We start from the raw sequence: 15,225 nt of genomic DNA, 5'->3' as shown, positions 1-15,225 counted from the left end.
CCCCCCCCCCCCCCCCCCCCCCCCCCCCCCCCCCCCCCCCCCCCCCCCCCCGGTCAGTCCCTGTCCAGCCACCCCCGCGCGCGCAGCTCCGCCGTGAAGCGCCCGTAGGAGTCCTGGAGCGCCTCGCGCTCGGCCGGCACCGGCTCCACCACCTGCCCCGGCTCCACCATGGCGTCGGTGGCGTCCGCCAGGCTCGCGTGCAGCGTCCCGGCCGCGGCGATGAGCGCGGCGCCGAAGGCGGTCTCCGCCCGCGGGACGGTGCGCAGGGGCATGTCCAGAGCGGTGGCGCGGACGCGGTTCCACAGCGCGCTGCGGCTGCCGCCGCCCGCGGTGTGCAGCGGGGCGTCCACGGCGATGCCGAGGGCCCGGGCATGGTCGACGGCCAGCCGCTCCAGGAACGCGACGCCTTCCAGCGCCGCCCGGTGCCCTTCGACGTCGTCGCGGGGGGCGCCGAGCCGGAAGCCGCGGGCCGCACCGGAGACGAACGGGTAGCGCTCGCCCTCGCGGCGCAGCGGGTAGTGGACGCAGGCCGCGGGGCCGCGGGCGGACGCGGCGGCGTCGAGAGCCGCGAGCCGGTCGGCGGGCGTGCCGGCCAGCGCTTCGCCGCCGGTGTTGGACGCCCCGCCCGGCAGCCACCACCCGTCGGGGTGCCGATGGCTGTACATCGCGCCCCAGGGGTCGGTGACCAGGTCCCGGGTCACGCCCTTGAGCACATAAGTGGTGCCCAGCACACCCACGAACCGGCCCGGCAGGACCGCGCCGGTGGCGATCTGACCCGCGCAGCCGTCCGTCATGCCCAGGCGTACCGAGCAGCCCTCGGGCAGCCCCGTCTCGTCCGCCGCCCGCCGGCAGACGACGCCGGCCTCGGACCCCGGCGCCCGGACGGCGGGCAGCCACGTGTCAGGGACGCCCAGCGCGGGGAGGACCTCGGCCGGCCACTCCCCCGCGCCCGGGTCGTAGCCGGTCTTGAGCGCGTGGCTCCAGTCGGCGGCCACCGGCGCCCCGGTGAGGTGCCGGCCGAGCAGGTCGGGGGTGTGCAGGACGCGGAAGGACCCGGCGTCCCCGCTGCGCAGGCGGTCGCAGCCGTCGTCGGCGGCCGGGGCCGGGCCGCGGCTGAGCCGTGCCAGCCGGGCCACCCGGCCCAGCGCCGCTGTCGGGCCCACCGACAGGCCCAGCCGCTTCCAGCGGTCGGCGCCGAGCAGTCGGGCCTCGGCGTTGAGATCGGCGCCGCGCCGGTCGTCGTACATCGAGCCGGGGCACACCGGCTCGCCCGCGCTGTCGGCCAGGACGAAGGTGCCCGAGGTCGCGGAGACGGTGATCGCCCGCACCTCGGCGCCACGGCCCGGCAGCCGCGAGGTGGCCTGGCGCAGCGCCTCGGCGGCGGCGGGCCACCAGGTCCCGGCGTCCTGCTCACGGCCGCCGCCCGGGGTGCGTACCGGCTGGGGCAGGTCCGCGCCGCCCGCTGCGGCGACCCGTCCGCGGGCGTCGACACACACCACGCGCACGGCGGCGGTCGCGACATCGAGGCCGACGACCACGGGGACGGCGTGCGGCGCCGTCGTCGTATCGGAAGCAGTCATGGGGGCGCGCCCGTTCCTCTCCTGAGGGGTCATGACACAAAGTGACAGCGCGTTGATTCCCCGTGGGAAAACGGGAGCGCACGCGAAGGACGGAGATGTCACTCCGGCTCACTTACATCACATGTCATGTGAGATTAACAGCTCTGGATGGTACTGCCCAGGGCGTACGGGTACCTCCGCCGGTGTCCGGGGCGGAGCCGGCCGGCGGCCCGCACCCCGTAACCGACCGGCAGCGGCGCGGCCGACGACCGGGACGGCGGGGCCGGCCGGCGCCACTGACAGCGGGTCAGCCGGCGGCCTCGGCGACAGGGGTCAGCCGGCCGCCGGGGCCACTCGCACGTCGGTGGCTTCCCGCAGTTCGGCGAGCGCGTCGGCGTCCACGCCCTCGTCCACCACGAGGTGGTCGAAGTCGGCCACGGGTCCGAGCCGGTGCAGTGCCGTGCGGGACATCTTCGAGCGGTCCATCATGAGCGTCCTGCGGGTGCCGGACCGCAGCATCGCCCGCTTGACCAGCACGACGTCCTGCTCCTGGTGGTACGTCATCCGCGCGTCCATCGCGGAGGTGCTGACGAGCACCATGTCCACGGACAGCGCCTCGATCGCCTCCACGCACGGCACGCCCAGGTAGGAGTCGTGGGTGCGCGAATACTCTCCGCCGAGGCCGATCAGGCGGATCTCGTCGTGCTCGATGAACACGTCCACGATGTGGCGCGCGTTGGTCACCACCGTCAGCGGTCCCAACGTCGCCAGCAGCCGGGCGAGCGCCAGCGCCGTCGTGGAGTCGTCCAGCATCACCGACATGCCCGGCTCGACGAGCTCGGCGGCCGCCGCGGCGATGGCCTCCTTCTGGGCGACGTGCACGCCGAGCCGGTAGTCGAGGTTGCTCTCGAACACCGTCGAGGGCAGGGCCGAGACACCGCCCCTGAACCGGCGCAGCACACCGCGCCTGGCCAGCTCGTCCAGGTCGCGGTGGACGGTCATCGCGCTGACCTCGGTCAGCTCCACCAGCTCGGCGACTGTGGCCGATCCCCGCTTGAGCACATGCTCGGCGATGGTCTGCCTGCGGGCGTCCTGGGGGCGGGCGGTACCCGTCCACGCGCCGGTGGTGTTCATTCCCACAGTCTCCCTCACAGGGCGTGCGGGAAGGCACCCGTGGGCACGTTCAGCGAGCGCAGGCCGGTGCGCTCCCCATCCACCTCGATCTCGGTGACGGCCGCGTTGTCGAGCACCGGCAGCAGGCGCCGGTAGCCGCCGACGTCCATCCCGAGCATCAGGCACAGCGCCAGGCGCAGCAGGCTGTTGTGGGCCACGACCAGGACGACGGCGCCCGGGTGGCGTTCCGCGAGGCCGCGCAGCGCCTCCCGGCCCCGGCGCGCGGCCGGCAGCGGCGGCTCGGAGCCCGGCAGCGGGTGGGCCGCGGCGTCGGTCTCGAAGGCCCGGACGGCGTCGGGGTCCGCGGCCCGCATCTCCGCCAGCGTGCGGCCCTCGCCCCACCCGAAGTCCACCTCCCTGAGGCCCGCGACGACCTCGGGGACGAGGCCGAGCCGGCCGGCGGCGGGGGCGGCCGTGGCGCGGGCCCGGCTCAGCGGCGAGCAGGCGACCGCGTCGATCGTGCGCGACCCGGCCCACGCGCCCAGCGCCTCGGCCTGGCGCAGCCCCTCCTCGGTCAGTGCCACGTCGGAGATCCCCGCATAGCGGTTCTCCGCGTGCCATTCGGTCTGGCCGTGCCGTACGAGCAGCAGTCGGGTCGCCATCTGACGCCTCTCACTCGGGACGCCGGGCCGCTCTGTGCGGCCCGGCGGCATTGCTTCTTCACATCATAAATGTTAGATCTATCATCCGAAGCGCGAACACGCTGCGTGAAGAGGAGATCCGATGCACGTTCTCGCCGCAGGAGACCATTTCGTCGGCCCCGACATCTTCGAGACGGCGCTGCGCGGCGCTCTCGGCGATCGGCTGTCGGCCGATCTCATGGTGACCCCGCTGACCCTGCCCTGGCCCCATGAGCCCTTCGGCCCCGTCGGCGGCGTCATCGAGGCCAGCGGCACCGAGGACCAGGTCATCGAGAAGCTGCGGGGCGCCGAGATCTGCGTGACGCAGATGGCGCCCTTGACCGAGCGGGTCTTCGCCGCGAGCCCCGCTCTGCGGATGGTCGCCGTCTGCCGCGGCGGGCCGGTGAACGTCGACCTCGACGCGGCGACCCGGCACGGCGTCGCAGTCAGCTACGCCCCCGGCCGCAACGCGCCGGCCGCCGCCGAGTTCGCCGTCGCGATGATGCTCGCCGCCATGCGCCGGATCCCCTCCTCCAGCCACGCGCTGCGGGACGGGGACTGGCAGGGCCACCTGTACGCGTACGACGAAGCGGGCACCGAGCTGGACGGGGCCGACGTCGGCCTGATCGGCTACGGCGCCATCGGCCGGATCGTGGCCCGGGTCCTGCGGGCCTTCGGTGCCCGGGTACTGGTCCACGACCCCTACACCGACGAGGACACCGCCCGCGCCGACGGGGTCGAACCCGTGCCGCTCGACGACCTCCTGCGCCGCTGCTCCGTGGTGAGCCTGCACGCGCGGCTGACGCCCGGGACCCGGCACCTCCTCGACGCGGACAGGCTCGCCCTGCTGCCGCACGGGGCCGTCCTGGTCAACACCGCGCGCGGCGGCCTGCTGGACTACGCGCCGCTGCCCGACCTGCTGCGCACCGGCCGGCTCGGCGCCCTGGCCTTGGACGTCTACGACATCGAGCCGCCGCCCGCCGACTGGCCGCTGCACCACGCGCCCAACGTCATCACCACCCCGCATCTGGCGGGCGCGAGCCGGCAGACCGCCCAGCGCGCCGCCGCGATCGCCGCGGCCGATGTCGCGCGCCACATCCGCGGTGAGCAGCCGGACCATCTGGCCAACCCCGGCTACGCCGCAGGGCAGCGGTCATGACGGTCGTCATCGGGGTCGACATCGGCACCTCGGTCACCAAGGCCGTCGCCTTCGACGGCGACGACCGCGTCCTCGCCCAGGCGACCCGCCGCAGCCGCCTGAACCGCCTGCCGGGCGGCCGGGTCGAGCAGGATCTCGCGCACGTCCTGCGCACGGTCGGCGACGTCGTACGCGAGACCGCGGGCCGCTGCGACTCGCCGCCCGCGGCGCTCGCCCTCACCGGGCAGGGCGACGGGCTGTGGCTGCGGGACGAACAGGGCCTGGCCACCCGCCCGCCGATTTCGTGGATGGACGGCAGGGCGTCCTCCTACGTGACGCGCTGGCTGGCGGACGGCACCGTACGGGAGGTCCACCGCCACACGGGTTCCGGAATGTTCCCCGGCAGCCACGCCCCGCTGCTGGCCTGGCTCCAGGAGCACGAGCCCGGGACCCTGGAGCGCTCCGCCGTGGCCGGCTACTGCGTGGACGCCGTCGCCCAGCACCTCACAGGCCGGGTCTGCGTGGACGCCTCCGACGCCACGCTCCCTTTCCTGCGCCCGCACGACCGTACGTACGCGGCCGAGGCCCTGGCCGCGTGCGGGCTCTCGGAGCAGGCCCGCCTGCTCGCCGCGCCGGCCGCACCGGGCACGGTGCTCGCCCTCGACGCGCGGGGAGCGGAACTGCTGGGCCTGCCGCGCGGACTCCCGGTGGTCGCGGGACCCTATGACCTGCCGGCGACCGCTGTCGGCAGCGGGGTGCAGGACGTCGGGGACGGCCTGCTGATCGTCGGCACGACGCTGGCCTCGCAGGTCCTGACCGACCAGGTGCAAATCCGTCCCGAGGCCGAACCCGCCGGGATGTGGCTGTGCACCCCGGACCGCGGCCGGTGGCTGCGGGCCATGCCCGCCATGGTCGGCTCCGCGGGCCTGGAGTGGGCGCTGTCGCTGACCGGGGCGACGACCGGGGACCTGGAGGACCTGCTGGCCGCCAGTCCGCCCGGCGCCAACGGCGTGACCTGCCTGCCCTTCCTGTCCGAGGCGGGCGAACGCGCCCCCTTCGTCGCGCCCGGCGCCCGCGGCCGGCTCGACGGGCTCACTCTCGGCCACGGCCGGGCCGACGTCGTACGGGCGGTCTGCGAATCCATCGGCTACGCCGCCCGGCACTGCCTGGAGGCCGCGGGGCTCACCCGCACCCTGATGGCATGCGGTGGCGGCACCAGGTCGCGGGCCTGGACGCAGCTGCTCGCGGACGTCCTCGGCCGCCCGGTCCGCGTCCCCGGCACCCGCGAGGTGGGCGCGCTCGGCGTCGTCCTGACCGCCCGCCGGTCGCTGGGCGAACGGGACTCCTCCCGGCCCCGGCCCGGCGGCTTCCGTACGGTCGCGCCGCGGCCTGAGGCCGGCGCCCGCTACGAGCGCGGCTACCAGGACTACCGGCGCGAGCTTCCGGGCGCCCTGGCGCGGCGGAGCCGGCCGGGCGGGTGACCGGCGGGCGGGACTTCCGTGCGCCGGGGCGTGCGTCAGGACAGGGTGGCGACCAGGACCGCCTTGATGGTGTGCATGCGGTTCTCGGCCTGGTCGAAGACCACCGAGTGGGCCGACTCGAAGACCTCGTCGGTGACCTCCAGTTCGGTCAGGCCGTACTGCTCGTGGATCAGCCGGCCGACCTCGGTGCCCAGGTCGTGGTAGGCGGGCAGGCAGTGCAGGAACTTCACGTCCGGCTTGCCGGTGGCGCGCAGCACGTCCATCGTGACCGCGTAGGGCGCGAGCGCGGTGATCCGCTCGGCCCAGACCTCCTTCGGCTCGCCCATCGAGACCCAGACGTCGGTGACGACGAAGTCGCAGTCCAGGACGCCCTCGGCGATGTCCTCGGTGAGCAGGATCGCGGCGCCGGTGGTCTCGGCGAGCCGGCGGGCGCGGGCGACGACGTCCTCGCTGGGCCAGTACGCGCGCGGCGCCACGATCCGCACGTCGAGGCCGAGCAGGGCGCCGGTGATCAGATAGGAATTGCCCATGTTGAACCGGGCGTCGCCGAGGTAGGCGAAGACGACGCCGCGCGAGCCGAGGTCCGTGACGCCGCCGCCGCTGTGCTCGACCATGGTGAGCACGTCGGCCAGCATCTGGGTGGGGTGCCAGTCGTCGGTGAGGCCGTTGTAGACGGGCACCCCGGCGTGCAGGGCCAGCTCCTCGACCGCGACCTGGCTGGAGCCGCGGTATTCGATGGCGTCGAACATCCGGCCGAGCACCCGGGCGGTGTCCTTGACCGACTCCTTGTGCCCGATCTGCGAGCCCGCCGGGTCCAGGTAGGTGGTGGTGGCGCCCTGGTCGGCCGCGGCGACCTCGAAGGCGCAGCGGGTCCTGGTCGAGGTCTTCTCGAAGATCAGCGCGAGATTGCGGCCGCGCAGCCGCGGCTCCTCCGTACCGGCCCTCTTCGCCGCCTTGAGGCCGGCGGCCAGCTCCACCAGGCCCAGGAACTCCTCGGGCGTGAAGTCCAGCTCCTTGACGAAATGGCGGCCCTTGAGATCGACGGCCATGGGGACTCCTCGGTCGGTGGTTCATCGGCAACCTTGGAAGTCTATACGAGACTAGGCATTCTTATACAGCCCCTTCAACCGCTGCCGTGCTGCCCCCCCGCTACCGGGATTCCCGGCTGCGGCGCAGCTCACACCGCATCCCGCTCGATCGGGCAGCTCATGCAGCGCGGCCCGCCGCGCCCCCGGCCCAGCTCACTGCCCGGGATCTCGATCACCTCAAGGCCGCGTTTGCGCAGGAAGGTGTTGGTGGTCGCGTTGCGCTCGTAGGCCACCACCACGCCCGGCTCCACGGCCAGCACGTTGCAGCCGTCGTCCCACTGCTCCCGCTCGGCCGCGTGCACGTCCTGCGTCGCGGTCAGCACCTTGATCGAGTCCAGGCCGATCGCCGCCGCAATGGCCCGGTGCATGTGCTCGGGCGCGTGGTCGGTGACCTTCAGCTCGCCCTCCTCGCCGCCGGGTTCGATGGTGTACGACGGCAGCATCCCCAGGCCCGCGTACTGCGTGAAGGTGTCGCCGTCGACCATCGTCATGACCGTGTCCAGATGCATGAACGCACGGCGCTTTGGCATGTGCAGCGCCACGATGGTCCGCGCGGACCCGGCCGCGAACATCCCGCGGGCCAGCATCTCCACCGCCTGCGGGGTGGTCCGCTCGCTCATCCCGATCAGCACCGCGCCCGCCCCGATCACCAGCACGTCGCCGCCCTCGATCGTCGAGGGGTAGGCGCTCTGGCCCTCCGACCAGATCCGGAAGCCGCCGTCCGCGAAAAGCGGGTGGTGCCGGTAGATCGCCTCGAAGTGCACGGTCTCGCGCTGGCGGGCCGGCCAGCGCATCGCGTTGATGCTGACCCCGTCGTAGACCCAGGCGGAGGTGTCGCGGGTGAAGATGTGGTTCGGCAGCGGTGCCAGCAGGAAGTCGTCCAGGTCCATGGCGTGGAAGCGGACCGAGACCGGCTCCGCGAAACGGGCCAGGAACTCCCGCTTCGTCATCCCCCCGACCAGGGCCTCGGTCAGCTCGGCCGCGGGCAGCCGGTCGAAGGCCTCCCGCAGCGGGCCGGTGGCGAGCGGACCGTACTCCTTCTCGTCGAAGACCCGGTCCAGTACGAGCGCCTTCGCGGCGGGCACTTCCAGCGACTCGGTCAGCAGGTCGCCGAACAGGTGCACCTCGACGCCGCGGTCGCGCAGCACGTCCGCGAAACCGTCGTGCTCGGCGCGCGCCCTGCGCACCCACAGGACGTCGTCGAACAGCAGTGCGTCCTTGTTGGTGGGGGTGAGCCGCTTCAGCTCCAGATCCGGGCGGTGCAGGATGACGCGGCGCAGCCGGCCGGTCTCGGAGTCCACGTGAAATCCCATGAGAGCAGAGCTTCCCATGTGCCGTGCGTTTATATCTGCCCGGACCCCCTCGCCCACCTGCGCGCCGTGTCCCGGGACCTCCCCCCGGGGCGGGGTTCCCCGCGCCCTGAGGGGCTTCCCTTCTGCGGCGGAGGGTGCCCGACAGGGTGCGCGGAAGGCCGCGCCCCTGTCGGAGAAGGCCCCGGGACCGGACAAGCCCGGCAGGGCGGGGGGTCACAGACGCGGGTCCACCGGCTCGGACTCGAGGGCCAGAACGGCGAACACCGCCTCGTGCACCCGCCACAGCGGCGCCCCCGCCGCCACCCGGTCGAGCGCCTCCACCCCGAGCGCGTACTCCCGCAGCGCGAGCGACCGCTTGTGGCCGAGCGCCCGCTGCCGCAGCCGGGCCAGGTGGGCCGGGCGCGTGTACTCGGGCCCGTAGATGATCCGCAGATACTCGCGGCCACGGCACTTGACACCCGGCTGGACGAGGCCGCCCCTGGGGTCGCGGGCCAGGGCCGTGAGCGGCTTGACGACCATGCCCTCGCCGCCGGCCGCGGTCAGGTCGAGCCACCAGTCCGTGCCGGCCGCGACCGACGCCTCGTCGCTCGTGTCGACGATCAGCCGCCGGGTGGTGCGCAGCAGCCCGGTCGGGTCGGCGTCGGCCAGCCGGTCGATGAGCGCCAGCTGCCCGTCCTGCGGCAGCTCACCCGCCAGATTGCGGCCGCGGACGGCGAGCACCTGGAAGGGCGCGAGGTGGACGCCCTCCAGGCCGTCGGTGGTCCAGCAGTAGCGGCGGTAGGCGTCGGTGAACGCCGCCGCGTCGACGGCCCTCTCCCGCTGCCGTGCCAGCAGCGCGGACACGTCGGCGCCCCGCCCGGCCGCAGCTTCCAGCGCGGCCAGCGCGGGCGGGAAGGCGGCACCCGCAGCCGCGCCGACCGCCGCGTACTGCTTGCGCAGCAGGCCGGACGCCTTGAGCGACCAGGGCAGCAGCTCGCTGTCGAGCAGCAGCCAGTCGGTGTCCAGCTCCTCCCACAGGCCCGCCGCCGTGACGGCGGTACGCACCCGGCCGATGACCTCTTCCGTGACGGCCGGGTCGTCGAAGAAGGGCCGTCCTGTGCGGGTGTGCAGCACACCGGTCACCCCGGCCGCGGTGCCGAACCGCTCGGCCGCGGCGGCCTCGTCGCGGCAGACCAGGGCGACCGCGCGGGAGCCCATGTGCTTCTCCTCGCACACCACCTGCCGCACCCCGTCAGCCCGGTAGGAGGCGAAGGCCTCCGCGGGGTGTTCGAGGTAGCCGTCCGCCGAGGACGTGGCGCAGGGCGCCATGGTCGGCGGCAGGTAGCAGAGCAGCTGCGGGTCGACGGCGAAGCGGCTCATCACTTCGAGGGCCGCCGCCGCGTTCTGCTCGCGCACCGCGAGCCGTCCCATCAGGCCGGTCTCGACGATCCTGCGCCCCGCCACGTCGCCGAGGTCCAGCGGACGGCCCTCGCGTCCGCCGGGCGCCTCGGCGAGCAGCGGCTTGACCGGCTCGTACCAGACCTGCTCGGCCGGTACGTCCACGATCTCCCGCTCGGGCCAGCGCAGGGCGGTGAGCCGGCCGCCGAAGACGGCGCCGGTGTCGAGGCAGAGGGTGTTGTTGATCCAGGACGTGGTGGGGACGGGGGTGTGGCCGTAGACGACGGCGGCACTGCCGCGGTAGTCCTCGGCCCAGGGGTAGCGGACGGGCAGGCCGAACTCGTCGGTCTCGCCGGTGGTGTCGCCGTAGAGCGCGTGCGAGCGGACCCGGCCCGAGGAGCGGCCGTGGTATTTCTCCGGCAGACCCGCGTGGCAGACCACCAGCCGGCCGCCGTCGAGGACGTAGTGGCTGATCAGGCCGCCGATGAAGTCGGCGGCCCGGCCGCGGAAGTCCGGGTCGCGCTCGTCCTCGCGGGCGAACTGCTCGACGGTCTCGGCCAGGCCGTGGGTGAGCTGGACACGGCGGCCGTTGAGGTGGCGGCTCAGCTTGTTCTCGTGGTTGCCCGACACGCACAGGGCGGTGCCCGCCTCGACCATGCTCATGACGCGCCGCAGCACAGCGGGGCTGTCCGGACCGCGGTCGACCAGATCGCCGACGAAGACCGCGGTACGGCCCGCCGGGTGCCGGCCGTTGTCGTAGCCGAGCTCGGCCAGCAGCGTCTCCAGCTCGGAGCTGCAGCCGTGGACGTCGCCGATGATGTCGAAGGGGCCGGTGAGGTGGCGCAGGTTGTTGTAGCTCGGCTCGTCCACGATCCGGGCCGCGTCGATCTCCGCCGTGCCACGCAGGATGTGGACCTTGCGGAAGCCCTCGCGCTCCAGGCCGCGCAGCGAGCGGCGCAGCTCGCGCTGGTGCCGCTGGATGACGTGCCGGGGCATCGACGCGCGGTCGGGGCGTACCGCGTTGCGTTCGGCGCACACCTGCTCGGGGACGTCGAGCACGATGGCGATCGGCAGCACGTCGTACTCCCTGGCCAGCCGCACCAGTTGCCTGCGGCTCTCCTGCTGCACGCTGGTGGCGTCCACGACCGTACGGCGGCCGGCCGCGAGCCGCTTGCCGGCGATGTAGTGCAGCACGTCGAAGGCGTCGCGGGTCGCGCTCTGGTCGTTCTGGTCGTCGCTGACCAGGCCGCGGCAGAAGTCGGAGGAGAGCACCTCGGTCGGTGCGAAGTGCCGGGCGGCGAAGGTGGACTTGCCGGAGCCCGTGGCACCGATCAGCACCACGAGGGACAGGTCGGTGACGGCGAGGGTGCGGGGCGCAGCAGTGGTGCCGTGCGTGTCGTTCCCGGTCATGCCGCCTCCTCCTTCTTCTCGTTCTCGTTCTCGTGCGCGGCATCGGTGCCGGCATCGGTGCTGGCACCGGTGCTGGTGAAAAGGGCGAGCTGGGTGGGCGGGCCGACCTCGGGGTCGTCCGGGCCGACCGGCTGGAATTCCACCGCGTAGCCGTGCCGGGCGGCCACCGCTTCGGCCCAGTCGCGGAATTCGCGCCGGGTCCACTCGAAGCGGTGGTCGCCGTGCCGGCGGTGGCCGGCCGGCAGCGTCTCCCAGCGCACGTTGTACTCGACGTTCGGCGTCGTCACGATCACCGTCCGGGGGCGGGCGGCGCCGAAGACGGCGTATTCGAGCGCGGGCAGGCGCGGCAGGTCCAGGTGCTCGACGACCTCGCTGAGCACCGCCGCGTCATAGCCCTTGAGCCGCTTGTCGGTGTACGCGAGCGAGCCCTGGAGCAAGGTGACGCGGGAGGACTGGCGCTCGCCCATCCGGTCGAGCCGCAGCCGGCGGGCGGCCATCTCCAGGGCGCGCACCGACACGTCGACGCCGACGATCTCGGTGAAGCGCGGCTCCTTGAGCAGCGCGGCCACCAACTGGCCCTGCCCGCAGCCCAGGTCCAGCACCCGGGTGGCGCCGGCCGCGCGCAGGCCGGCCAGGATCGCCTCCCGGCGCTGCACCGCCAGCGGCGCCGGGCGCTCCTCGGCGTCCTCGGGCCGCTCGGGCGCGACGGCGTTGTCGATCTCCTCGACCTCCACGTCGTCGGCGTCGGCCAGCCGCACCAGCTCCAGCCGCTCGTTCGCCTCCCGGGTGAGCGACCAGCGGCGGGCCAGATAGCGCCGGGTGATCAGCTGCTGCTCGGGGTGCCCGGCGAGCCAGCCCTCGCCGAACCGCAGCAGCTTGTCCACCTCGTCGGCCGAGACCCAGTAGTGCTTGGCGTCGTCCAGCACCGGCAGCAGGACGTACAGGTGCCGCAGCGCGTCCGCCAGCCGCAGTTCGCCCTCCAGCACGAGCCGTACGTAGCGCGAGTCGCCCCACTCGGGGAAGCTGTCGTCCAACCGCACCGGCTCGGCCGTCACCTGCCAGCCCAGCGGCTCGAACAGCCGGGCCACCAGCGCGGGGCCGCCGCGGGCGGGCAGCGCGGGCACCTCGGCCCGCAGCGGCAGGGGCGCTGCGGCCCGCTCCGGCAGCGCACGGCACTCGCCGCGCAGGGCGCTCGCGAACACTGTCCGCAGCGCTACCGCGAGCAGCGAGGAGGCGGCGTACGGCCGGTCGTTCACGTACTGCGCCAGCGCCGAACCGGGCGCCCCGCCCCGGCCCTTCCCCCTGCCGCGCCGCACCAGCGCGGGCGGATCGACCTCCAGCAGCAGCGCGGCCGTGCAGTGCTCGGGGCCCGCCTCCGGGTAGAAGACGTGCGCGTCACCGTAGGAGGTGCTGAAGACCTGGGCCCGGCCCGGGTGCTTGTGCAGCAGAAACCCGAGGTCGGTCGCCGGACCCTCGGTGCTGCCTGTGGTGGAGATCGTCAGAAACACCCCCCGAGTATTGCCCGCCGACCCCCCACCGTCCCAAGCCTTTTCGCCCGCACTGGCGGCACCAGCGGCGGGGGCCGCACCCGGTCGGCGCGCGGGCTGCGAACCCGAACCCCGCTGACGTCGGGGCAGCGCGGCGGGCCGCTGCCGCTACCGCGAGGCGGAGCCTGGCGTGAGTCAACACCCGGGCCGCACAGCGCGGGCGCAGAACCCGCTGACGTCAGGGCAGTCCAGGCGGACGACTGCCGCCGCCGCGAGGCACCGCGTGAGAGGGGGCGGCGCCCGCAGCGCACAGCACGGGCCCGGACCCCGTCGACGTCGAGGCAGCTTGGGCGGACGACTGCCGCTGCCGCGAGGTCCTGGGCCTGGCGGTCAGCTTCTGGTGGGGAGGGCAGCGCGGAGGGTCGTGATGGTCGGGGGGCCGATGCGGCAGCAGCCGCCGATCAGGCGGGCGCCGGCGGTGTGCCAGGCGGCTGCGAGGGTCGGGGCGAAGGCGGGGGCGCCCTCCCAGCGGCGGGCCGTGGCGTCCCAGTGCTCGCCGCTGTTGGGGTAGGCCACCGCGGGCTTGCCGGTGGCCGCGGTCGCCAGCTCGACCGCGGGCAGGACGTTCCGCGGGGCGCAGCAGTTGACGCCCACCGCGATCACCTCGTCGCGGCCCGCGGCCAGCGCGAAGGCCTCGGGCAGCGGCTGGCCCGCCCGGGTACGGGTGCCGTCGATCGTGTAGGACAGCCACACCGGCAGACCCGTGGGTTCCGCCGCGCGCAGCATCGCCTCGGCCTCGTCGATGTCCGGCACCGTCTCCAGGGCGAGGACGTCGGGTGCCGCGGCAGCCGCCGCCTCGATCCTCGGCCGGTGGAAACGCTCCAGCTCCCGCACCGTCATGCCGTACCGCCCGCGGTACTCGCTGCCGTCGGCGAGCACCGCCCCGTACGGGCCGACCGACGCCGCCACCCTCACCCCCGGCCGGGTCGCCGCCGCCCGGCGGGCCAGGTCCACACTGCGCCGCAGCAGCGCCGACGCCTCGGCCCGGCCGATCCCGCGGCGGGCGAAGCCCTCGTAACTGGCCTGGTAGCCCGAGGTGATCAGCACATCCGCGCCTGCCCGTACGTATGCCCGGTGGGCCGCGTCGATCTGCGCCGGGTCGTCCGCAAGCAGCCTGGCCGTCCACAGCGGGTCCGACAGGTCGCAGCCCTGGTCGGCGAGCTGGTTCGACAGGCCGCCGTCCAGCACCAGGGCGCCGCCCGCCGCCAGCAGCGCCCCCAACTCCCCTCCGGGAGCGGGAGAGGGCGGGACAGCGGGCGGCGAGGGCATGGCGCGGCCTCAGCCGAGCTGCGGCTTGACCTGGGCCGCGATCAGCTCCAGGTGGTCCAGGTCGCTGAGGTCCAGGGTCTGCAGATAGAACCGGGTGGCACCCTGCTCGGCAAAGCGCCCGATCCGCTCCACGACCTCGGCAGGCGAGCCGGCCAGCCCGTTCTGCTTCAGCTCCGCGACCTCGCGGCCGATCACCGCCGCCCGCCGGGCCACTTCCGCGTCGTCCTTGCCGACACAGACCACCAGCGCGTTCGAATACACCATGCTGCCGGCCGGACGCCCGGCCGCCCGCACCGCGTCGCGGACCCGCCCGATCTGCCGGCCGGAGTCCTCGATCGAGGCGAAGGGCACGTTGAACTCGTCGGCGTAACGGGCCGCCAGCTCCGGGGTGCGCTTGGCACCCATGCCGCCGATCAGCACCGGCACCTTGGCCTGCGCGGGCTTCGGCAGCGCGGGGGAATCCTTGAGCTGGTAGAACTCCCCTTCGAAGTCGAAGGTCTTGCCGACCGGGGTGGCCCACAGCCCGGTGATCACCGCCAGCTGCTCGGCGAGCCGGGCGATCTTCTCCTTCGGGAAGGGGATGCCGTACGCGGTGTGCTCCGCCTCGAACCAGCCGGCACCGAGCCCGAACTCGATCCGGCCGCCCGACATCGCGTCGACCTGCGCCACCTGGATCGCCAGCACACCGGGCAGCCGGAAGGTGCCCGCCGTCATCAGGGTGCCGAGCTTGATCCTGCTGGTCTCCCGCGCGAGGCCGGCCAGCGTGATCCACGCGTCCGTGGGTCCCGGCAGCCCGTCGCCACCCATCGTCAGATAGTGGTCCGAGCGGAAGAAGGCGTCGAAGCCGAGGTCCTCCGTGGCCTTGGCGACCGCGAGCAGTGTGTCGTAGTCGGCCCCCTGCTGGGGCTCGGTGAAGATTCGCAGATCCATTCCCCCATCCTGCACTCATCGCGCGCCCGCTCGTCAATCGACACATGACAAGCCCCCTGTCCCGGTCTCCCCCGCGATCCGTCCGCCCCGGGCCAGCGTCCGCACCCGGTCCTTGGCCTCGTCCACCGCGTCCAGCGCCTCGATGCACTGCCAGTACGCCCCCTCGTCCTGCACCGCGCAGGTGAGTCCCACCAGGGCATGGGTGATCTCGCCGAGCAGCACCCGCAGCGCCCGCAGTGTCGCGGCCGGATCGCGGACCGCGGTCAGCCGGGACGCCCGCGGCGGGCCCGCGCCCGCCGCCGCGAGCACCGGTCCCGCCC

At 74.1% G+C, this 15,225-nt stretch carries 12 protein-coding genes; 2 read left to right on the top strand and 10 right to left on the bottom strand.

Annotated features, from left to right (window positions below; all coding sequences use genetic code 11):
* Positions 1-53: 53 nt before the first annotated feature.
* The 3 genes from V7E46_RS26780 to V7E46_RS26770 form a co-directional block, all read right to left on the bottom strand.
* Positions 54-1,580 carry an FGGY-family carbohydrate kinase gene (locus tag V7E46_RS26780; protein WP_333770803.1) on the bottom strand — a complete coding sequence of 509 codons (1,527 nt, stop codon included), beginning with the start codon at positions 1,578-1,580 and terminating at the stop codon, positions 54-56.
* A gap of 312 nt (positions 1,581-1,892) precedes the next feature.
* The gene (locus V7E46_RS26775; protein WP_333770802.1) at positions 1,893-2,693 is read right to left on the bottom strand and encodes a DeoR/GlpR family DNA-binding transcription regulator; all 801 of its coding nucleotides are present in this window, start codon (positions 2,691-2,693) and stop codon (positions 1,893-1,895) included.
* A gap of 14 nt (positions 2,694-2,707) precedes the next feature.
* A complete protein-coding gene (locus V7E46_RS26770; RefSeq protein ID WP_333770801.1) occupies positions 2,708-3,334 on the bottom strand; it encodes a histidine phosphatase family protein in 627 nt (208 codons plus the stop codon).
* Between the two features lie 121 nt (positions 3,335-3,455).
* Between V7E46_RS26770 and V7E46_RS26765 the strand changes: the two genes are divergently transcribed.
* Both V7E46_RS26765 and V7E46_RS26760 read left to right on the top strand, forming a co-directional pair.
* Complete coding sequence (locus V7E46_RS26765; RefSeq protein ID WP_333770800.1) at positions 3,456-4,511, top strand: 2-hydroxyacid dehydrogenase; 1,056 nt, start codon at positions 3,456-3,458, stop codon at positions 4,509-4,511.
* Positions 4,508-5,971 (top strand): FGGY-family carbohydrate kinase, encoded by a 1,464-nt coding sequence (locus V7E46_RS26760; protein WP_333770799.1) that lies wholly within the window; start codon positions 4,508-4,510, stop codon positions 5,969-5,971. The genes V7E46_RS26765 and V7E46_RS26760 overlap by 4 nt, the downstream gene beginning before the upstream one ends.
* Before the next feature lie 35 nt (positions 5,972-6,006).
* Here V7E46_RS26760 and argF read toward each other — a convergent pair whose 3' ends face one another.
* The 7 genes from argF to V7E46_RS26725 all read right to left on the bottom strand — a co-directional run.
* Positions 6,007-7,020, bottom strand: a complete 1,014-nt coding sequence (argF, locus tag V7E46_RS26755) for an ornithine carbamoyltransferase (RefSeq protein WP_333770798.1) — start codon at positions 7,018-7,020, stop codon at positions 6,007-6,009.
* A 128-nt stretch (positions 7,021-7,148) separates the two neighbouring features.
* Positions 7,149-8,372, bottom strand: coding sequence for an arginine deiminase (locus V7E46_RS26750; RefSeq protein WP_333770797.1), 1,224 nt, complete (start codon positions 8,370-8,372; stop codon positions 7,149-7,151).
* 213 nt (positions 8,373-8,585) lie between these two features.
* On the bottom strand, positions 8,586-11,159 hold the full coding sequence (locus tag V7E46_RS26745) for a polynucleotide kinase-phosphatase (RefSeq protein WP_333770796.1): 2,574 nt from the start codon (positions 11,157-11,159) through the stop codon (positions 8,586-8,588).
* Positions 11,156-12,667, bottom strand: a complete 1,512-nt coding sequence (locus V7E46_RS26740) for a 3' terminal RNA ribose 2'-O-methyltransferase Hen1 (protein ID WP_333770795.1) — start codon at positions 12,665-12,667, stop codon at positions 11,156-11,158. The genes V7E46_RS26745 and V7E46_RS26740 overlap by 4 nt, the downstream gene beginning before the upstream one ends.
* Positions 12,668-13,036: 369 nt before the next feature.
* On the bottom strand, positions 13,037-13,975 hold the full coding sequence (gene mmuM, locus V7E46_RS26735; protein ID WP_333770794.1) for a homocysteine S-methyltransferase: 939 nt from the start codon (positions 13,973-13,975) through the stop codon (positions 13,037-13,039).
* Positions 13,976-13,984: 9 nt separating this feature from the next.
* Positions 13,985-14,905, bottom strand: a complete 921-nt coding sequence (locus V7E46_RS26730; protein WP_333770793.1) for an LLM class F420-dependent oxidoreductase — start codon at positions 14,903-14,905, stop codon at positions 13,985-13,987.
* Positions 14,906-14,938: 33 nt separating this feature from the next.
* On the bottom strand, positions 14,939-15,225 hold a 287-nt coding region (locus tag V7E46_RS26725), incomplete at its 5' end, for a DUF6099 family protein (RefSeq protein ID WP_333770792.1).

Origin of the sequence: Streptomyces sp. IBSBF 2435, assembly GCF_036815005.1 — a bacterium.
GTDB lineage: Bacteria > Actinomycetota > Actinomycetes > Streptomycetales > Streptomycetaceae > Actinacidiphila.
This window is presented reverse-complemented; position numbering and strand designations above follow the sequence as displayed.

Excerpts from the sequence above, each read along its gene's own strand:
- V7E46_RS26780 (WP_333770803.1), bottom strand. The coding sequence starts at position 1,580 with ATGACTGCTTCCGATACGACGACGGCGCCGCACGCCGTCCCCGTGGTC.
- V7E46_RS26775 (WP_333770802.1), bottom strand. The coding sequence starts at position 2,693 with ATGAACACCACCGGCGCGTGGACGGGTACCGCCCGCCCCCAGGACGCC.
- V7E46_RS26770 (WP_333770801.1), bottom strand. The coding sequence starts at position 3,334 with ATGGCGACCCGACTGCTGCTCGTACGGCACGGCCAGACCGAATGGCAC.
- V7E46_RS26765 (WP_333770800.1), top strand. The coding sequence starts at position 3,456 with ATGCACGTTCTCGCCGCAGGAGACCATTTCGTCGGCCCCGACATCTTC.
- V7E46_RS26760 (WP_333770799.1), top strand. The coding sequence starts at position 4,508 with ATGACGGTCGTCATCGGGGTCGACATCGGCACCTCGGTCACCAAGGCC.
- argF (WP_333770798.1), bottom strand. The coding sequence starts at position 7,020 with ATGGCCGTCGATCTCAAGGGCCGCCATTTCGTCAAGGAGCTGGACTTC.
- V7E46_RS26750 (WP_333770797.1), bottom strand. The coding sequence starts at position 8,372 with ATGGGATTTCACGTGGACTCCGAGACCGGCCGGCTGCGCCGCGTCATC.
- V7E46_RS26745 (WP_333770796.1), bottom strand. The coding sequence starts at position 11,159 with ATGACCGGGAACGACACGCACGGCACCACTGCTGCGCCCCGCACCCTC.
- mmuM (WP_333770794.1), bottom strand. The coding sequence starts at position 13,975 with ATGCCCTCGCCGCCCGCTGTCCCGCCCTCTCCCGCTCCCGGAGGGGAG.
- V7E46_RS26730 (WP_333770793.1), bottom strand. The coding sequence starts at position 14,905 with ATGGATCTGCGAATCTTCACCGAGCCCCAGCAGGGGGCCGACTACGAC.